20 protein-coding genes are annotated in these 16017 nt (G+C 64.3%); 10 read left to right on the top strand and 10 right to left on the bottom strand.

The features are described 5' to 3' along the window. Positions 1-105: 105 nt before the first annotated feature. On the top strand, positions 106-963 hold the full coding sequence (locus LDZ23_RS03895; protein WP_034471290.1) for a shikimate dehydrogenase: 858 nt from the start codon (positions 106-108) through the stop codon (positions 961-963). A 69-nt stretch (positions 964-1032) separates the two neighbouring features. On the opposite strand, the gene LDZ23_RS03890 is transcribed toward LDZ23_RS03895, so the two are convergent. Continuing rightward, positions 1033-1713, bottom strand: coding sequence for a TetR/AcrR family transcriptional regulator (locus LDZ23_RS03890; RefSeq protein ID WP_008350756.1), 681 nt, complete (start codon positions 1711-1713; stop codon positions 1033-1035). A 131-nt stretch (positions 1714-1844) separates the two neighbouring features. On the opposite strand from LDZ23_RS03890, the gene LDZ23_RS03885 reads away from it, so the two are divergent. Next, positions 1845-2243: a hypothetical protein gene (locus LDZ23_RS03885; RefSeq protein ID WP_244807826.1), complete on the top strand. Its 399-nt coding sequence runs from the start codon at positions 1845-1847 to the stop codon at positions 2241-2243. On the opposite strand, the gene LDZ23_RS03880 is transcribed toward LDZ23_RS03885, so the two are convergent. Further along, complete coding sequence (locus LDZ23_RS03880) at positions 2244-3722, bottom strand: sensor domain-containing diguanylate cyclase (protein ID WP_244807825.1); 1479 nt, start codon at positions 3720-3722, stop codon at positions 2244-2246. A gap of 282 nt (positions 3723-4004) precedes the next feature. Here LDZ23_RS03880 and LDZ23_RS03875 point away from each other — a divergent pair, with 282 nt between their 5' ends. The 6 genes from LDZ23_RS03875 (at position 4005) to LDZ23_RS03850 (ending at position 8188) form a co-directional block, all read left to right on the top strand. After that, the gene (locus LDZ23_RS03875) at positions 4005-4508 is read left to right on the top strand and encodes a YbhB/YbcL family Raf kinase inhibitor-like protein (RefSeq protein WP_008350762.1); all 504 of its coding nucleotides are present in this window, start codon (positions 4005-4007) and stop codon (positions 4506-4508) included. Positions 4509-4611: 103 nt separating this feature from the next. Beyond that, a complete protein-coding gene (locus tag LDZ23_RS03870) occupies positions 4612-5979 on the top strand; it encodes an MFS transporter (protein ID WP_034471296.1) in 1368 nt (455 codons plus the stop codon). Positions 5980-6095: 116 nt separating this feature from the next. Further along, positions 6096-6644: a type 1 glutamine amidotransferase domain-containing protein gene (locus LDZ23_RS03865; RefSeq protein ID WP_244807824.1), complete on the top strand. Its 549-nt coding sequence runs from the start codon at positions 6096-6098 to the stop codon at positions 6642-6644. A 25-nt stretch (positions 6645-6669) separates the two neighbouring features. Further along, a complete protein-coding gene (locus LDZ23_RS03860) occupies positions 6670-7200 on the top strand; it encodes a DUF4142 domain-containing protein (protein ID WP_244807823.1) in 531 nt (176 codons plus the stop codon). Continuing rightward, a complete protein-coding gene (locus tag LDZ23_RS03855) occupies positions 7197-7556 on the top strand; it encodes a DUF1488 family protein (RefSeq protein ID WP_008350770.1) in 360 nt (119 codons plus the stop codon). The genes LDZ23_RS03860 and LDZ23_RS03855 overlap by 4 nt, the downstream gene beginning before the upstream one ends. Before the next feature lie 56 nt (positions 7557-7612). Continuing rightward, the gene (locus tag LDZ23_RS03850) at positions 7613-8188 is read left to right on the top strand and encodes a glycine zipper domain-containing protein (protein ID WP_034471300.1); all 576 of its coding nucleotides are present in this window, start codon (positions 7613-7615) and stop codon (positions 8186-8188) included. A 58-nt stretch (positions 8189-8246) separates the two neighbouring features. Here LDZ23_RS03850 and LDZ23_RS03845 read toward each other — a convergent pair whose 3' ends face one another. Then, a complete protein-coding gene (locus LDZ23_RS03845; protein WP_244807822.1) occupies positions 8247-8498 on the bottom strand; it encodes a hypothetical protein in 252 nt (83 codons plus the stop codon). A gap of 183 nt (positions 8499-8681) precedes the next feature. On the opposite strand from LDZ23_RS03845, the gene LDZ23_RS03840 reads away from it, so the two are divergent. After that, positions 8682-9134, top strand: coding sequence for a PA2169 family four-helix-bundle protein (locus LDZ23_RS03840; RefSeq protein WP_008350776.1), 453 nt, complete (start codon positions 8682-8684; stop codon positions 9132-9134). A gap of 102 nt (positions 9135-9236) precedes the next feature. Here the strand turns inward: LDZ23_RS03840 and LDZ23_RS03835 are convergent, their stop codons facing one another. Both LDZ23_RS03835 and LDZ23_RS03830 read right to left on the bottom strand, forming a co-directional pair. Then, the gene (locus LDZ23_RS03835) at positions 9237-9458 is read right to left on the bottom strand and encodes a hypothetical protein (protein WP_008350777.1); all 222 of its coding nucleotides are present in this window, start codon (positions 9456-9458) and stop codon (positions 9237-9239) included. A 322-nt stretch (positions 9459-9780) separates the two neighbouring features. Continuing rightward, on the bottom strand, positions 9781-10122 hold the full coding sequence (locus tag LDZ23_RS03830) for a BON domain-containing protein (protein ID WP_008350779.1): 342 nt from the start codon (positions 10120-10122) through the stop codon (positions 9781-9783). 450 nt (positions 10123-10572) lie between these two features. Here LDZ23_RS03830 and LDZ23_RS03825 point away from each other — a divergent pair, with 450 nt between their 5' ends. After that, entirely contained in the window at positions 10573-12060 is a 1488-nt protein-coding gene (locus LDZ23_RS03825) for an RNA polymerase factor sigma-54 (protein WP_008350781.1), read from the top strand. 72 nt (positions 12061-12132) lie between these two features. On the opposite strand, the gene LDZ23_RS03820 is transcribed toward LDZ23_RS03825, so the two are convergent. The 5 genes from LDZ23_RS03820 to LDZ23_RS03800 all read right to left on the bottom strand — a co-directional run bounded on the left by LDZ23_RS03820 (position 12133) and on the right by LDZ23_RS03800 (position 15942). Beyond that, a complete protein-coding gene (locus LDZ23_RS03820) occupies positions 12133-13044 on the bottom strand; it encodes a YihY/virulence factor BrkB family protein (protein ID WP_034471304.1) in 912 nt (303 codons plus the stop codon). Between the two features lie 116 nt (positions 13045-13160). After that, positions 13161-13508, bottom strand: coding sequence for a hypothetical protein (locus LDZ23_RS03815; protein WP_008350784.1), 348 nt, complete (start codon positions 13506-13508; stop codon positions 13161-13163). Positions 13509-13616: 108 nt separating this feature from the next. Next, positions 13617-15071: an alpha,alpha-trehalose-phosphate synthase (UDP-forming) gene (otsA, locus tag LDZ23_RS03810; protein ID WP_008350786.1), complete on the bottom strand. Its 1455-nt coding sequence runs from the start codon at positions 15069-15071 to the stop codon at positions 13617-13619. 191 nt (positions 15072-15262) lie between these two features. Then, positions 15263-15499 carry a hypothetical protein gene (locus LDZ23_RS03805; protein WP_175981823.1) on the bottom strand — a complete coding sequence of 79 codons (237 nt, stop codon included), beginning with the start codon at positions 15497-15499 and terminating at the stop codon, positions 15263-15265. 224 nt (positions 15500-15723) lie between these two features. Beyond that, positions 15724-15942: a hypothetical protein gene (locus LDZ23_RS03800; RefSeq protein WP_008350790.1), complete on the bottom strand. Its 219-nt coding sequence runs from the start codon at positions 15940-15942 to the stop codon at positions 15724-15726. Positions 15943-16017: the final 75 nt, after the last annotated feature.

Below are 16017 nucleotides of genomic sequence, written 5' to 3'. Positions count from 1 at the left end.
AAATCAGTGGAAACACGAACCGACAAGCCTCGCGCGGGCGTTCACACTGCGACGTATTCATCTCGCACTGCAGCATGCAGTGCTCATCCATGCCGGAGCGCTCGCATGACCAACAAGACTTCGTATCTCATCGGCCTGATCGGATCGGGCATCGGCGGCTCGCTCACCCCCGCCATGCACGAAAAGGAAGGCAGCAACCTCGGACTCAATTACGTCTACCGGCGCATCGACCTGCAAGCGCTGGAACTGGAGCCGTCCGCCCTGCCCGATCTGCTCGATGCCGCCGAGCGCATGGGTTACGACGGCCTGAACATCACGTATCCGTGCAAGCAAAGCGTGATCCCGTTGCTCGATGACCTCGATCCCGACGCGCGCGCGCTCGGCGCGGTCAACACCGTCGTGCTGAAGGACGGCAAGCGCATCGGCTACAACACGGACTGGTCGGGCTTCGCGCGCGCGTTTCAGCGCGGTCTGCCGGACGCGCCGCTCGAACGCGTCGTGCAACTGGGCGCGGGCGGCGCGGGCGCGGCCGTCGCGCACGCGGCGCTCACGATGGGCGCGCGCGAACTCACGCTCTTCGATTCCGACGACGCCCGCGCGGCTTCGCTCGCCGCCGAGCTCGCGGCGCGCTTTCCGGATCGCGTCGTGAAAAGCGGCGGCGACTTGCGCGACACGCTCGCCGGCGCGAGCGGCCTCATCCACGCGACGCCGACCGGCATGGCGAAACTGCCCGGCCTGCCGTTGCCGGCCGAGTATCTGCACAAGGAACTGTGGGTCGCGGAAATCGTGTACTTCCCGCTCGAAACCGAGCTGCTGAAAGTGGCGAAGGCGCTCGGCTGCCGCACGGTGAGCGGCGGCGGGATGGCGGTGTGTCAGGCGGTCGATGCGTTGCGCATCTTCACCGGGCTGGAGCCGGATGCCGAGCGCATGTTCGCGCACTTCCAGAGCCTGCTGGAACGCTGATGCATCGGCAGCAATGAAAAAACGGCGACCTCGCGAGAGCGTCGCCGTTTTGCTTTGCGCGCGGGGAAATCAGCCGTCGCGCCGCATGAACCGCAGCACCGCATCGACGATCATCTCGCGATGACGCGCACGCGAGCGCGCGCCCGACGGATCGCGCCCGAACGCCGCGCCCCAGGTATGACGGTTCGCCACGCGATGAAAGCAGAACGAGCTGATCATCAGATGCAGGTCGATCGGATCGACGTCTTCGCGAAACTTGCCGGCAGCGACGCCACGCGCGATGAGATCTTCGATCGTCTTCACGACCGTCGAATTGCGCGCCTTGAAGGTCTTCGATTGTTCGATGTACTTCGCGCCGTGGATGTTTTCGATTGTCACGAGCCGCACGAAATCGCGATGCTTGTCGTGATAGTCGAACGTGAAGCCGACGAATTCGCGCAGCGCTTCCTCCGGCTCCATTTCCGCGAGCTGCAATTCCTGTTCGAGCGCGCGGATATCGCCATAGACCTGCTCCAATACCGCTTCGTACAGCCCTTCCTTGCTGCCGAAGTAGTAATACAGCATGCGCTTCGTGGTGTTGGTGCGCTCCGCGATGGCATCGACGCGCGCGCCCGCGAGTCCCATCGCCGAGAACTCCTGCGTGGCGATGTCGAGAATGTTCCGCTTGGTCTCCTCAGGATCGTACTTGCGCCGCCCCTGCTCCGTGGTCGACGAGGGCGCGGCGCTAGCGGCCTTGCTTCCTTTTTTCATTTTTCTGTCTGAGAACGGCGTTGAAAATCGATTCTAGCACGCGATATTGACGCATCCTCGCCATAACAGACGTTGCGCACGGAGGGCTTCACCTATAATTTTTTGACCCCACGAACAAAGCGAAAAATCACATGCCGACGAAGCGCTCGACCCTACTCGTTCCCGCCGTTCTGACCACATGGTGCCTGTGTGCGATGGCGCAGACCGCGATGCCGCCGGGCCATCCGTCATCGAAGGAACTGGCGGCTGCGGAAGGCGTGATGACGAGCGCGAACATCGCTCGGGGCGCGGCGGATGTCTGTCATATCGACGCCGCCAAGGTCGCGCGCTTCAAGAACGTCGTGCGGACAAGCTATCCCGACGCACCCGATTTCGATGGCGAATGGAAGCTCGGCCTTGCGCAGGCGCAACCGACCGTCGATCGCTTCGACAAGCTGAAGACGAGCAATCCCGCCGAGTACAAGAAGCAGATCGGCGAAGCGTGTCCGGCACTCAGCCGCGGCATCGACGAAGTCGCACAGTCGCAGTGATCACTCGCTCGCGCCGTCGTAATGCGCGCGTTTTTCCGCGTACATCGCGGCATCGGCGCGTTGCAGCATCGGTTCGAGACGCTCGCCTTCGTGCGCGGTGGCCGCGCCCGTCGCGAAGGAAAGCGGATTGCCCGAATAGAACTGATTGTTCACTTCGAGCAACTGGCGAATGCTCTCGATGACCGTCTCGCCGCCGCGTTCGTCGGTGCCCGGCAAGAGCACCATGAACTCGTCGCCGCCGATGCGCGCCGCCTGGAACGGCTTCTCCACCGCCTTGGCGAGCACTTCGCCGGCGCGCCGCAGAAGCGCATCGCCGGCGGCGTGGCCGAGTTGATCGTTGACGGCCTTAAGGCCATTCACGTCGATGGCGATCGCCGTCACCGGGAACGGGCCTTTGCGTTCGAGACGATTGATCTCATCGATATAGAACGAGCGATTCTTGAGCTTCGTGAGCACGTCGTGCTTGCCGAGAAACTCCAGATACGCCTCGGCCTTCTTGCGCGCGGTGATATCCGTCAGCGCGACGAGCACGAGATCCCAGCGCGCCTCGTGCCCCGGAAACACCGAGAACTGCAGATGCACGTGCACCTCGTGGCCTTCGAGCGAATAGTTCAGCACTTCGCGCTGCTGGAAGAGCTTGCCGTCCCACAAATCGATGAGCTGTTCCTGAAAGTACTGTTGCATGTCGTCGCGGAACACATCGGACAGGCGCGCGAGCAGCGTCGCCTTGTCGGGCGCGGCGAACATCCGCAGCGTGTGCTGATTGACGTCGAGAACGTGAATCTCCTGCATGCAGCGCTCGACGAACTCCGGGTGCACGTTCGTGAAAGTGCGAAAGTCGACGATGCCGCGCTCGCGCACATCGTCCAGCAACGACTTGACGGAACTGAAATCCTCGACCCACAGCGACACCGGCGAATGCTCGAAGAGCCCGCGTGCATAGAGCTCGCTTGCGGCGGCGCTGCGGCGCATCGCTTCGAGCTCGGTGATGTCTTCGATCGTGACGAGCACGCGGCTCCATGTGTCCTCGTGTCCCGGCAGCACGACCGCGTTGAGCAGCACGTCGAGACGCTTGCCGTCGAGCGTGTAGTTGACCGTCTGACTGACGAAGCGCGATTGACCCGCCCAGAGTTGCTCGAGTTCGTCGACGTGCGTGGTGAGCATGTCGTCGCGGAACACGCGATCGAGGTTCTGCACGAGATGATCGACATCCTTCGCGTGAAAGAGCGACAGCGTGCGCCGGTTGACCTTCACGACCCGAATGCGCGACGAGCACTCCGCGATACGCCCGGGATTCTCCGCGAGAAACGACCGCAGATCGGCGACGCCCGCCGCGCGCCAGCGTTCGAACTGCTCGCGCACGGCGCTGAAATCTTCGAGCCAGAGCGAAACGGGCGCGAGCTCGAACATGTCGGCGTCGTCCGCCGGCATGCTCGCCGGCACGAATTGACCGGCAGCGCGGCGCGGGTCGTTTGGCATGGTCGTCCTTTCGGCTCGCGCCGGCTGAATTCATCTCATTATTGTAACGCGCGTCATATTTCGAGGGCTCGATCGCCCGCTTCCGGCCGTCTTCGCGCATTCCGTCCAGCGGCATTCGCGCTCATGCGGGATATCGGGGGCGGATGCTACACTCGACTGGCTTCGTCCTTGCCGCCTCGGGCACGTTTGCTGCACCGGCTCACGCGAGGCTCGCGGCGCCACGCAGTCCGATGCGCCGTGCCGCATCCATCCACATCGCTATAAGAAGGAGGCTCGACTCTCATGGCTGATTTCCGCATCTGGTCCGACGAATTTCCGGCGAACGGCTTCATGACGCGCGCGCAGGAATTCGACCAGCAGGCCTTCGGCGGCTCGGGCGAGAACGTATCGCCGGCGCTGCAATGGGAAGATCCGCCCGCCGAAACGCGCAGTCTCGCGCTCACCGTCTACGATCCCGACGCGCCGACCGGCAGCGGCTTCTGGCACTGGATCGTCGTCAACATTCCGCCCGACGTGCGCTCGCTGCCGCGCAACGCCGGCAAGGCCGACGGCAGCCTGCTGCCGCCAGGCGCGCTGCAGTTGCGCAACGACTACGGCACGGTCGGCTTCGGCGGCGCGGCGCCGCCGCGTGGCGACAAGCCGCATCGCTACATCTTTCGCATCCACGCGCTCTCGGCGGAAAGCCTGCCGCTCGATGGCAACGTGACCAATGCCGTCGCGCGCTTCATGACGCATCTCAACGAGATCGATTCGGCAACTTACACCGGCCTCTACGAACTGAAGTAAGCACGCGGGCGAAGACGCGGCCCCGCGTGGCGGCGTCTTCGTCCTGGCCATTCGAAAAAACGGCGCGACACACGATGCGCCGCCCGCCACTTCCCGCCCATCGATGGACTCCGATAAAGGTCTGCCGCTGCCCCAGCGATACTGGGCCATTGCCGTCGTCGCGCTCGGCATCACGCTCGCGGTGCTCGACGGCGCCATCGCCAACGTCGCGCTGCCGACCATCGCGCGCAATCTGAACGCGTCTCCCGCCGACTCCGTCTGGATCGTCAATGCGTATCAGCTCACGATCACCATATCGCTGCTGCCGCTCGCCTCGCTCGGCGACCGCATCGGCTACCGGCGCGTGTACATGACGGGGCTCGCGCTCTTCACGCTGTCGTCGCTCGCGTGCGCGCTGTCGGGGTCGCTCGCTGCGCTCACCATCGCGCGCGTCGTCCAGGGCTTCGGCGCGGCAGGCATCATGAGCGTGAACACGGCGCTGGTGCGCATCATCTATCCGCAGGATCAGCTCGGTCGCGGCGTGTCGATCAACGCGACGGTCGTGGCGATCTCGTCGGTGATCGGGCCGACCGTCGCGTCCGGCGTGCTTTCGGTCGCGACGTGGCCGTGGCTCTTCGCGATCAACGTGCCGATCGGCGTCGCGGCGTTCGCCATCGGCTGGAACGCGATGCCGCGCACGCCGGGGCATCGGCAGCCGTACGACTACATCAGCGCGATCATGAACGCGCTCTTTTTCGGCCTCGCGATCGTTGCCGTCGACGGCATCGGGCACGGCGAGCATCGGCCGTATCTCGTCGCCGAATTCATCGCGACGGCGGTCATCGGCTATTTCTTCGTCAAGCGGCAACTGACGCAAAGCGCGCCGCTTCTGCCCGTCGATCTGCTGCGCATTCCGGTGTTCGCGCTGTCGGTCGGCGCGTCGGTGTGTTCGTTCTGCGCGCAGATGCTCGCGTTCGTTTCGCTGCCGTTCCTTTTGCAGAACAATTTCGGCATGGGCCAGGTCGAGACCGGGTTTCTGATGACGCCGTGGCCGCTCGTGATCGTGTTCGTCGCGCCGCTCGCGGGCGTGCTCGCGGACCGGTATTCGGCCGGCCTGCTCGGCGGCATCGGTCTCGCGATACTGACCGTCGGACTCGTGCTGCTCGCGAGCGTCGGCGCGCATCCGACGGCCCTCGACGTCGCATGGCGCATGGCCGTGTGCGGGCTCGGCTTCGGGCTGTTCCAGTCGCCGAACAATCGTCAGATGCTCGCCTCCGCGCCGCGTCATCGCAGCGGCGGCGCGAGCGGCATGCTCGGCACCGCGCGCCTCACCGGTCAGACGCTCGGTGCCGCGCTCGTCGCGCTGATCTTCGGCGTCGCGCCCAAGCAAGGCCCGGTGATCGCGCTCGGCGTCGCAGCCGTGTTCGCGGCTGCCGCAGCGGTCGTCAGCGTGCTGCGTCTGACGGGCAAACGCAGCGTCGAGCCCGCCTGATCCGCCCTTCCCGCTCAAGGCCGCCCGGCCGTTCCGCTGGGCACAGCCTTTGCTGAACTTCGACCATGGATTCCGCACGCGCGGAAGAGTCGAAATCAGCAATAAGGAGTGTGTTCATGGCCAATTCCCTCAACGGTTGCAAGGTCGCGATTCTCGCCGTCGACGGCTTCGAGCAGGCCGAACTCGTGGAACCGCAACGCGCGCTCAAGGAAGCGGGCGCGCAGGTGGACGTCATATCGCAGAAAGCCGGTCAGATTCAGGGCTTCAAGCATGTCGACAAGGGCGACAAGGTCGATGTCGACGTGACCTTCGACGCCGCCAATCCCGCCGACTACGACGCTATCGTCCTGCCGGGCGGCGTCGTCAACGGCGACGCGATCCGTCTCGACGCGAAAGCGCAAGCCTTCGTCAAGGACGCCGACCGCGCGAAGAAGCCGATCGCAGTGATCTGCCACGGCGGCTGGCTGCCGATCTCGGCTGGCATCGTCGCGGGCCGCACGATGACGAGCTGGCCGAGCCTGCAGGACGACGTGCGCAACGCGGGCGGAACGTGGGTCGATCAGGAAGTGCAGATCGACGGCAATCTCATCACGAGCCGCAAGCCCGACGATATTCCGGCGTTCAACAAGGCGCTGATCGACGCGCTCGGCAAGGCGCGCGCCTGAGCGCATGTTTATCGGAGGCTCGCCGATGCCGAGATACTTTCCATCCGTGACGCGCGCGATCGTGCTGTCGCTCGCCGCTGCTTTCGCGCCGCTCGCGCAGGCACAGACGCCAAGCGAGAAGCTCTCGCCCATCGATCAGCAATTCCTGCAGGACGCGGGTCAGGCGGGCGCAACCGAACTCACGGCGAGCAAGCTCGCGCTCACGCATGCGAGCGACCGGCAGGTGCGGGAGTTCGCACAGCGAATGATCGTCGATCACACGAAGCTCGCGCGCAATCTCGACGTGCTCGCGAAGCGTCACGGCATCACCGCGCCGCCCGCCGCCGATACCGCCGTGATCGGCAGCCTGCAAAATCTCCAGGGTGCCGAGTTCGACAAGGCCTATATTGAAAAGGTGGCCGTGGGCGGGCATCAAAAGGCCGTCGAACTGTTCAGAAAAGAGAGCGAAACCGGCAACGACACCGCGCTGAAAGCCGCGGCGACCAAGGCGTTGCCGATCATCAGCCATCACTACGAGATGGCGCAGCAGCTCGCAAAAGCGAAGGCGGCGTCATGAGGATCGCGCACGTCGCCGGTCGCGCCGCCTTGCGTTCCGTTTCCCGTCCCGCTTATGAGGACTCGACCATGCACATCACGTTTGCCGACGAACCGCCTGTCTACGACGGCGACGATCTCGCGATTCACTTCGCCGCGCTCATCGACGGCGAGCCGGTCGTCTGCTCGATCACCGCCGAAGCCCTCGAAGATCACTTCGGCGCGAAATCGCCGCGCGAGGACGATCTGCTCGCCGCGTTCGAACAAGGCGCGTCGCGCATCCGCGCGGTGTGCGCCGAAGTGCTCGACGACAACGGCGGCCAGCCCGCCGTGCTGAGGAGCGGATTGTTCCGCGTCGCCGGCCTGGAGCCGGAGTGAGCGGCCTTGCCGTCTGAACGACGCATTCCCAAAACCCAAGCCAACAAGGAGGGAACATGTCCCTGATCATTGCGGGCCGATTTCAGACTTTTCGCGCGGCCGAAACGGCAGCGCAGAAGCTCTTTGCGCGCGGCTTCCTGGAAGAAGACGTGACGCTTTTCTTCGTCAATCCGAGCGGCCAGCACGCACGCCATCCGATCGGCGGCGATGTCGGCACCGATGCGGGTGCGAGCGGCGCGCCCAAGGGCGCCGGCAAGGGCGTGACGATCGGCGCGGTGGTCGGCGCGGTCATCGGCGCCGCCATCTTCGCCGTCTTCAAGGCGCCGCTGCTGGTTTCGGTGATCGCGGCGGGCGTCGGCGCGTACGTCGGATCGCTCGTCGGCGCGATGTCGCATACGAAGAAGAAGCCGCACGGCGCGGCGCAAGCGGAAGAGCCCGCGCGTCATGCGGGCGTGCTGGTGGCCGTGCACGTTTCGCCGGAAACGCACGATCAGGCCGCGGCGGTATTGCGTGAAGCAGGCGGAATGGACATCGAACGCGCGTCGGGCCGCTGGCAACAAGGCCGCTGGAGCGACTTCGATCCGCTGAAGCCGCCGCAACCGGCTGGCGAGTTCGCGCAATCGCGCGTGTGATCGTAGTTTCGCGCCGTATCGATGAAACGCCCGCTTCGCGCGGGCGTTTTCGTCTGTGCTAGACCCAGGGCGCGTTCGGCCGATTCGGCTGCACGTTGGCGGGAATGGCGCAGTCGGCCGGCAGCACGCGCCCCTTCTCCGCATGTGCGACGGGCGGCTCGCAGATGCGTCCGTATTCCGCGCGCGAAACGTGTGTCGAGCGCGCGTGCGCGTCGATGCTTTCTTGTCGGACATGCAAGGTCAGCGCCGATGCGGCGACAGCCGCCAGCACCAGAAACTCGCGATGCGCGAGCCGGTTGAAAAATTTCACTGCGTTCTCCTGTTGCCTTGTCGCGCGCACGTCCCGAACCGGTCGCGCGCTGTAGTGCGGTGACGGCAGCAAGGCGTATGCCGCGCGGCCCGCGATCGGGCACGCCGCGTGCGTCATGAATCCGCGAGCCGCATCCCGCAGGGGTTGCGCAGTGGCAATGTCCTAACGAAAAGGAGGTCTCATATGAGCACGAATGTCGTATCGGTACTCAACGATCTGGTCGAAACCTCGAAGGACGGCGAAAAGGGTTTTCTCAAGGCCGCCGAGGATACGCGTGATCCAAGCCTCAAGCTGCTGTTTCAGAATCGCGCGCAAAAGTGCGCCGAGGGCGCGCGCGAATTGCAGGACATCGTTGCACGCCTGGGCGGCAAGCCCGAAACCGGCGGATCGGTGTCGGGCGCGCTGCATCGCGGCTGGGTCGACGTGAAGTCGGCCGTAACCGGCCATAGCGATCACGCGATCCTCGCCGAATGCGAGCGCGGCGAGGATGCAGCGAAGAAGAATTATCGCGAGGCGCTCGACAAGGACCTGCCCGCCGATGTCCGCGCCGTGGTGGAGCGCCAGTATCAGGGCGTGCTGGAGAACCACGACCGCATCCGCGATCTGCGCGATCAATACGCAGCCGCGAAGTCCTGATGCTGACGCGGTGAAGCACGCGGCCCGGCTTTCCGGGCCGCTTCGAAAGCAAACGGCCGCACGAAGCGGCCGTTTGTTCGTCAAGCGACAGTACGACGCGGGTTACTGCGGCTGACCCTTGTCATTGGTGCCGAGCGCCGAAGCCGCTGCCGCTGCGGATGCGCCGTGCAGCTTGTGCGCCTTGTTCTGCTGATGCAGATTGGTGCCCTTCTGCTTCTTCGCCACCGGCGCCGAGGCTGCCGCATCGGAGGCTGCCTGGGCGAATGCCGTCGTCGAGAATGCCAGCGCGAGCGCGCCGATCAATGCCATCTTTTTCGTCTTCATGAAGAGCTCCTTTTTGCCGGGGCCTCTGAACGCCGGGCTACTGCGCATTCGTGAGCCGCCTGTTTGAGTGTCGACCTGAACGGCCGTCTCGTTTTTGAGTTTCGAAGTGCTGCGAGGTGCTGCGCACTGGTGAAGCGTCTTGCGAGAACTTGCGACTGAAGCACCGGACGACGAAAACGTGAACCGATGCCTCCAAGCGAGAACCCGCGCTTCGTCCGAGTCATCGCCTTTTGCGGCGAATCGTCGAACCCGCGCGGGTTCCGGTACTGCTGGCACTCAACCGCGGCCCGCCGAGGCGAAGCCGGGCATACGAACTATGCCATTACTTGGCGGCAATTTTAAGATGGTTCTTCACGGAAGCAACACCCGAGACGTTCGAGACGACTTCTTCGGCGGCGGTCTTGTCTTCCGCCGACGGCACCGTGCCCGTCAGGGAGACGACGCCCGCGTGCGTCTTGACGTGGATATGCGTGGACTTGACGTTCTTCGCGCCGAGCAGTTCGGCCTTCACTTTGGTGGTGATCGCGCTGTCGTCGACCTTCTGGCCCATCGACGTGCCGGAACCGCTCGTCGACGACGCTGCGTTGGTCTGTGCGCCGACGTTGAGCGCGAACACCACGCACGCGATACCGCCGGCTGCCTTCAGGATTTGAGTCGTCTTCATGTCGATACTCCCTTTTTTCGATTTTGGTCTGACGCCGCGTTCACGCATTCCGTGCTAGACGCGGCTCTTCGATGACGTCCGCGCCGTAGCACGCGGATCGTGAACTTCGATCCGCAACTTGCGTGCCAGATCCGGCGGCCGCGCGAGCCGACCGACGCCGAAGTGTCCTGAATGCCCCGCGCGGCAAGGCCTGAGTGCGTAGGCGAACAAATCTTCGCCGTTCATCGGAAGGCTTGCCCGCGCGCAACGCGACGCGCCTGAATCCCGCAGCGGTTTTGTCTGAGCGCGTGTAAAAACTGCGTGAAAGCGGCCTTGGAAAGGCTTCAAAAGAAGGGTGCCGGTGAGGAAAAACGTAGTCCCTGCACGACCTTAACGTTCGATGGCATGGCTGTTGCTTTATTAGTCGCAAACCTGCCCATCACGTCTGGAACAATCGAGGATTAGCAAGCAATGCCGCCTACACTCGAACTACGCGCGAAGCAAACGCTCGCACTCACGCCGCGCCTTCAACAGTCGGTTCGCCTTCTGCAACTCTCGTCGCTCGAGTTCCAGCAGGAACTGCGAAACGCACTGGATACCAACCCCTTTCTCGAATACGACGAGTCCCAGACCGAGGACAACGCGCTCGGCGCCGACAACGGCAGCTCGATGTCCGACTCGACCCTGTCGACCACATCCGACAACGCCACCGAGACGCCGCTCGCGCCCGAAGCGAGCATGGAAGCCGAATCGAACGTGGATTCCGGCTCGCGCGACGATTCCGTCAGCGAATTCTCGTCCGATCCGTTCGGCCGCGGCGCGTCGCGCAACAACGGCGACGGCGAAGGCTCCGATCCCGCCGACTGGGTTCGCATCGAACCTTCGTTGCACGAAACGCTCCACGACGCGCTGCGCCTTTATCAATTGAACGAACGCGATCGCGCCATCGCGCAGCTCATCATCGAAGCGCTCGATGACGACGGCTATCTGCGGCAGGACTTGAGCGACCTCGCGAATGTCGTGGAGATCGAACCCGCGCTTCACGAGGACGAACTCAACATCGCGCTGAAGCTCGTGCAATCGCTCGACAAGCCGGGCGTCGGCGCGCGCAATCTCTCGGAATGCCTGACGCTCCAACTCCAGGCGCTCGACGAGGACACGCCGGGCCGCGCCGTTGCGATGGAAATCGTCGCGCATCATCTGGAGCGCCTCGCGCGCCGCGAGCAGGCGGAACTGCAGAAGAAGATCGGCTGCAGCGCGGATGAACTGCGCATCGCGTGCGCGCTCGTACGCCGCCTCGATCCGAAACCGGGCGAGAACTACGGGTCGAGCGAGGACAACTACGTCGTGCCCGACGTCATCGTGCGTCAGGTGAAAAAGCAGTGGGTCGTGACGATCAATCCGGCGGTGTTGCCGCGTGCGCGCATCCATCGGATGTACGCGGAACTGTTCGCGCAGTCGGCCGGCGCGAGCCGTTCGCCGCTCGCGCAGCAGTTGCAGGAAGCGCGCTGGCTGATTCGCAACGCGCAGCAGCGCTTCACGACGATTCAGCGCGTGGCCGAATGCATCGTGTCGCATCAGAAGGCGTTCTTCGATTACGGCGAAATTGCGCTGAAGCCGCTCGTGCTGCGCGATGTCGCCGATGAACTCGGCCTGCACGAATCGACCATCTCGCGCGCGACGGGCAACAAGTACATGGCGACGCCACGCGGCATCTTCGAGTTCAAGCACTTCTTCCCGCGCGAGCTGTCGACGGAAAGCGGCGGCACGTGTTCGGCCGCGGCCGTGCGCGCGCTGCTCAAGGAAATGATTTCGAAGGAGAACACGCGCGATCCGCTCTCCGACGTGAGTCTCGCGAAGATGCTCGCCGATCAGGGCGTGATCGTCGCGCGCCGGACGGTAGCGAAGTATCGCCATCTGATGAAGGTGCCGCCTGCGGAATTGCGTCGTCAGGCGTAAGGCGTTTCACGCATCACAGCGGGTAACTGCTGAAGAGGCCGTCCCTTCGCGGACGGCCTCTTTCATTGATGCTCAACGCCAGCCCGATGCGCGATGCGTGCGCTTCCTCGCCGCCGTCGCCGCTAGCTCCGCGCCTAGCAGAAACACCGCCGCCGAGTAGTACAGCCACATGAGGATGATCGCGAGCGAACCGGCCGCGCCGAACATGTTCGCCGTGCCCGCGTGCGCGAGATAGAACGCGAAGAGGCGCTTGCCGGCTTCGAAAAGCATCGCGGCGGCGGCGGCGCCGAGCGCGGCATCGCGCCAGAGCATGCGCGTCGTCGGCAGGAATTTGAGCAGCACGGTGAAGGCGATCATCAGCACGCCGAGCGATATCGCGCGTCGCGTCAGCCCCGAGAGCACGACGAACGGACTGCCATCGCCCAGCACCCAATGTCCGAGCAACTCGACGAGCGCGTCGAGCACGAGCAGCACCGCGACCAGCAAACCCGAACCGACCACGAGCCCGAACGACATCAGCCGCACGCGCAGCAGCGTGACGATGCTTTCGCGCGTGCTCACGGCGGGCGTCGGCCAGATGACGTTGAGCGCGCTGTGCAGCGACGAGAATGTCGCCGATGCGCCGATCAGCACGCCCGCGAGCGACAGGATCGCCGTGCTGCGCGCGATGTCCGCGTGCCACGCGTTCGCGACGATCGCTTCCAGCGCGTGCGCCGCATCGACGCCGACGACGCCGCTGATTTCGTCGAAGAGCCTGCCTTGCACGGCATCGGCGCCGAAGAAGACGCTCGCCACCGCGATCACGATGACGAGTGTCGGCGCAAGCGAGAACGCGGCGAAGAACGCGATCGCCGCCGAGAACATCAGGCAGTGGTCCTGCGACCATTGCATGACGGGATCGACGATCCACGAAAGCCAGCCGAAGCGCGACGTGCGGCCCGATGCGACGGGCGCGGATTGTGTGGCGGAGACGTCCTGATCCATCGTGAGCGTGACTGGGAGCAATCCGACGATGTTAGCCCCGCGATGCGAAGCGCGTGTAAAAAGCGGCGCGCTCCGTCCGGAGCGCGCCGCTTGCAGTGTGCCTCAGCCGATGCGTGTCAGGATCGATCGGCTGCGGGGTCGGCGTCCTCGTCGGGGAGATCGCGCGTTTCGTCCTCGATTTCGTCGGGCAGGATGTCGGCATCGGCTTCCAGATTGTTGTCGCCATCCGCCGATGCCGCCTCGCCCGTGCCGAAGCGGTCCGTATCGCTGTTCAGCTCCGCCTCGGACTGCCCGAGCGCGTGGGCGTCGAGCTCGTCCTCGATGTCGCCGGGATAGCGCTTTTCGCCCTGCACGTCGGAGCCGCTATCCGACGAGTCGCTCGGGCCGAGCGCGCCGGTGCCGTGTCCCTTGCCGTATTCCGCGCCGTCGTCTTCGGGCGGGTTCAATGTGCTTCCGCTCATCATGACCTCCTTCGTTCGTGTCCACGATGAATCCGCAAGTCCCGTTCCGCGCGTAAAAAACCCGCGCTTCTTTCGAAGCGCGGGTTCTTCTCTATCGGCGAATCGGAGCGTTCAGGCCTTGGCGGCCGGCCGCTTGGCTTCGGACGCGCCCTGCTTCACGGTCTTGACGGTTTTCTCCGTGACGGAAGTCGCCGTCGCGACGCTGCGCAAGTCCGACAGGAACGAATCGCGCCAGACCGAAAGATTATTCTCGCGCAGCGGCGCCATCATGTCGGCGTGACGCGCCTGGCGTTCGGCGAGCGGCATCGACAATGCGCGCTCCAGCGCTTCGGACATCTGCGACAGATCGAACGGATTGACGACGAGCGCGCCCGGCAACTGGTCCGCCGCGCCTGCGAACTGCGACAGGACGAGCGCGCCCGGATCGGCCGGATCCTGCGACGCGACATATTCCTTCGCGACGAGATTCATGCCGTCGCGCAGCGGCGTCACGTAGCCGACTTGCGAGAGCCGGAACAGCGCCATCAGCAGATTGCGCTCGTATTTGCGGTTGAGATACTGGATCGGCGTCCAGTCGAGCTGCGCGAAACGTCCGTTGATGCGCCCCGCCTCGCCTTCCAGATTCTGTCGAATGCGCTGATAGGTCTGCACGTCCGAGCGCGTCGGCGGCGCGATCTGCACGAGCGACACGCGCCCATGCCAGCCGGGCGCATTCAGCAGCAGGCGCTCGAACGCCTGAAAGCGCTCGACGAGACCCTTCGAGTAGTCGAGACGATCGACGCTCATGATGAGCTTGCGGCCGCGCATGCTGTCACGCAGGCTTTTCACCGGCTTGCGGTTCGAGAACTGCTCGGCGGCCTTGGCGATGGCGTCCGGATAAATGCCGATTGGATACGCGCCCACCTTGAGCATGCGGCCGAAGGCCTGAAGCATGCCGTCGTCGTCGTTGTAGTGGCCGCGGCTCGTGCGTTCCACGTAATCGATGAACGACTGCTTGTCGGCATCCGTCTGAAAGCCGACGACGTCGTACTGGCACATCGCCGCGATCAGTTCCTCATGCGGCGGAACCGTACGCATCATCTCCGGCACCGGAAACGGAATATGCAGGAAGAAGCCGATCGGATTCGCGACGCCGAGCTTGCGCAGTTCCTGCGCGAACGGGAGCATGTGATAGTCGTGCACCCAAATGATGTCGTCGGGCTTGAGCAGCGTCTTCAGCTTGGCCGCAAGACTCGCGTTCACGCGCATGTAGCCCGCGTACTCCTCTCGATCGAAGCGCGAGAGGTCGTTGCGATAGTGAAAAGTCGGCCACAGGGTGGCGTTCGAGAAACCTCGGTAATACTGGTCGTAATCGCGGCGCGTCAGGCCGACGGTCGCGTAGGTCACTTTTCCGCTGTTCTCCAGAACAGGCGCGCCCGATTCGCCGACGATCTCGCCGCTCCATCCGAACCACACGCCCCCAGTCTCCTTGAGCGCGTCCAGAACGCCGATCGCGAGGCCGCCCGCGCTGGGCTTGCCTTCCTGGATCGGTGCGACGCGATTCGATACCACGATCAATCTGCTCATTACAGCATCACCTCATCAGTTGTCGTTGCATGCTCGAATTGGCGATCAAGGGTATGCAAAAGCTGTGCCTTTTTGTTGGTTTTTGTAAACGAAAGTTTGTATGAAGATGTTACGGACGAACGAAAACACGCGGCGAAGGCGCGCCGCGTAGAAATTTTTGTTCTTTTGCCGGATGCTGCCGCCGGCTGAAATCACGAGTCCTGCTCGGAGCCCAAATCGCGCTGATAGTCGATTCCTTCGCGCCGCACGCCGCCCTGATTGTGTTCGCCATCGGGCGGTACGCCAGGCGCGGGGCGGTTCTGCGAGGCGGGATCGTGTTCGGCGGAAGGTGCGGACGCGCTCTGCGTGCCGGCCGACTTGGCGGCTTCGGCGCGCGCTTCGCGCTTGGAAGAATGACGCGCGGAGCGTCGAAGTGCGGGATGCCTCATGATGCCTCCAGGTAAGAAGGCCGTCGCGATAGTGACGTCGGCGGCGTCGGACCGATGCGCTGCGATGAGCGCGGCTTCAGAAAAAACGACCGGCGACAGAACGTGTCGCCGGTCATCGTTGCGTCATCCGTTGTAATCCCTACGTCCGGGATGGAAACTTATTCAAACCTTGCACGAATTCTGGGCATTGTCCAACGTCTGCGGTTCAACATCGTTCTGACACGCTATTGCACATGCGGCTGATCGCCCGGTCCAGGCGGCGGATCGCCGATCGGCTGCGACGGCGGTTCGGGCGGCTCGCGCGTCGGGTCCGGATTGGTGTCGGGCGGAATCGGCGTGGGCGGCGGCTGGTCCGGCGGCGTCACCGGCGGGTCCGGCGGCTGCGGCGTCTGAGCTTCGAAACGGGCATCGTCGGAAGCGCGGATCGACATGTTGAGTGACATGATGGGCTCCTTGCGGTCTTGTGATCGTACTTTTCCCATCCGCGACACGCACTGGCGCGACTGCGCGGATGTCAT

Source organism: Caballeronia zhejiangensis, assembly GCF_022879815.1.
GTDB lineage: Bacteria > Pseudomonadota > Gammaproteobacteria > Burkholderiales > Burkholderiaceae > Caballeronia > Caballeronia zhejiangensis.
The sequence above is the reverse complement of the archived record's forward strand: the minus strand, read 5'-3'. Positions and strand labels throughout refer to the sequence as shown.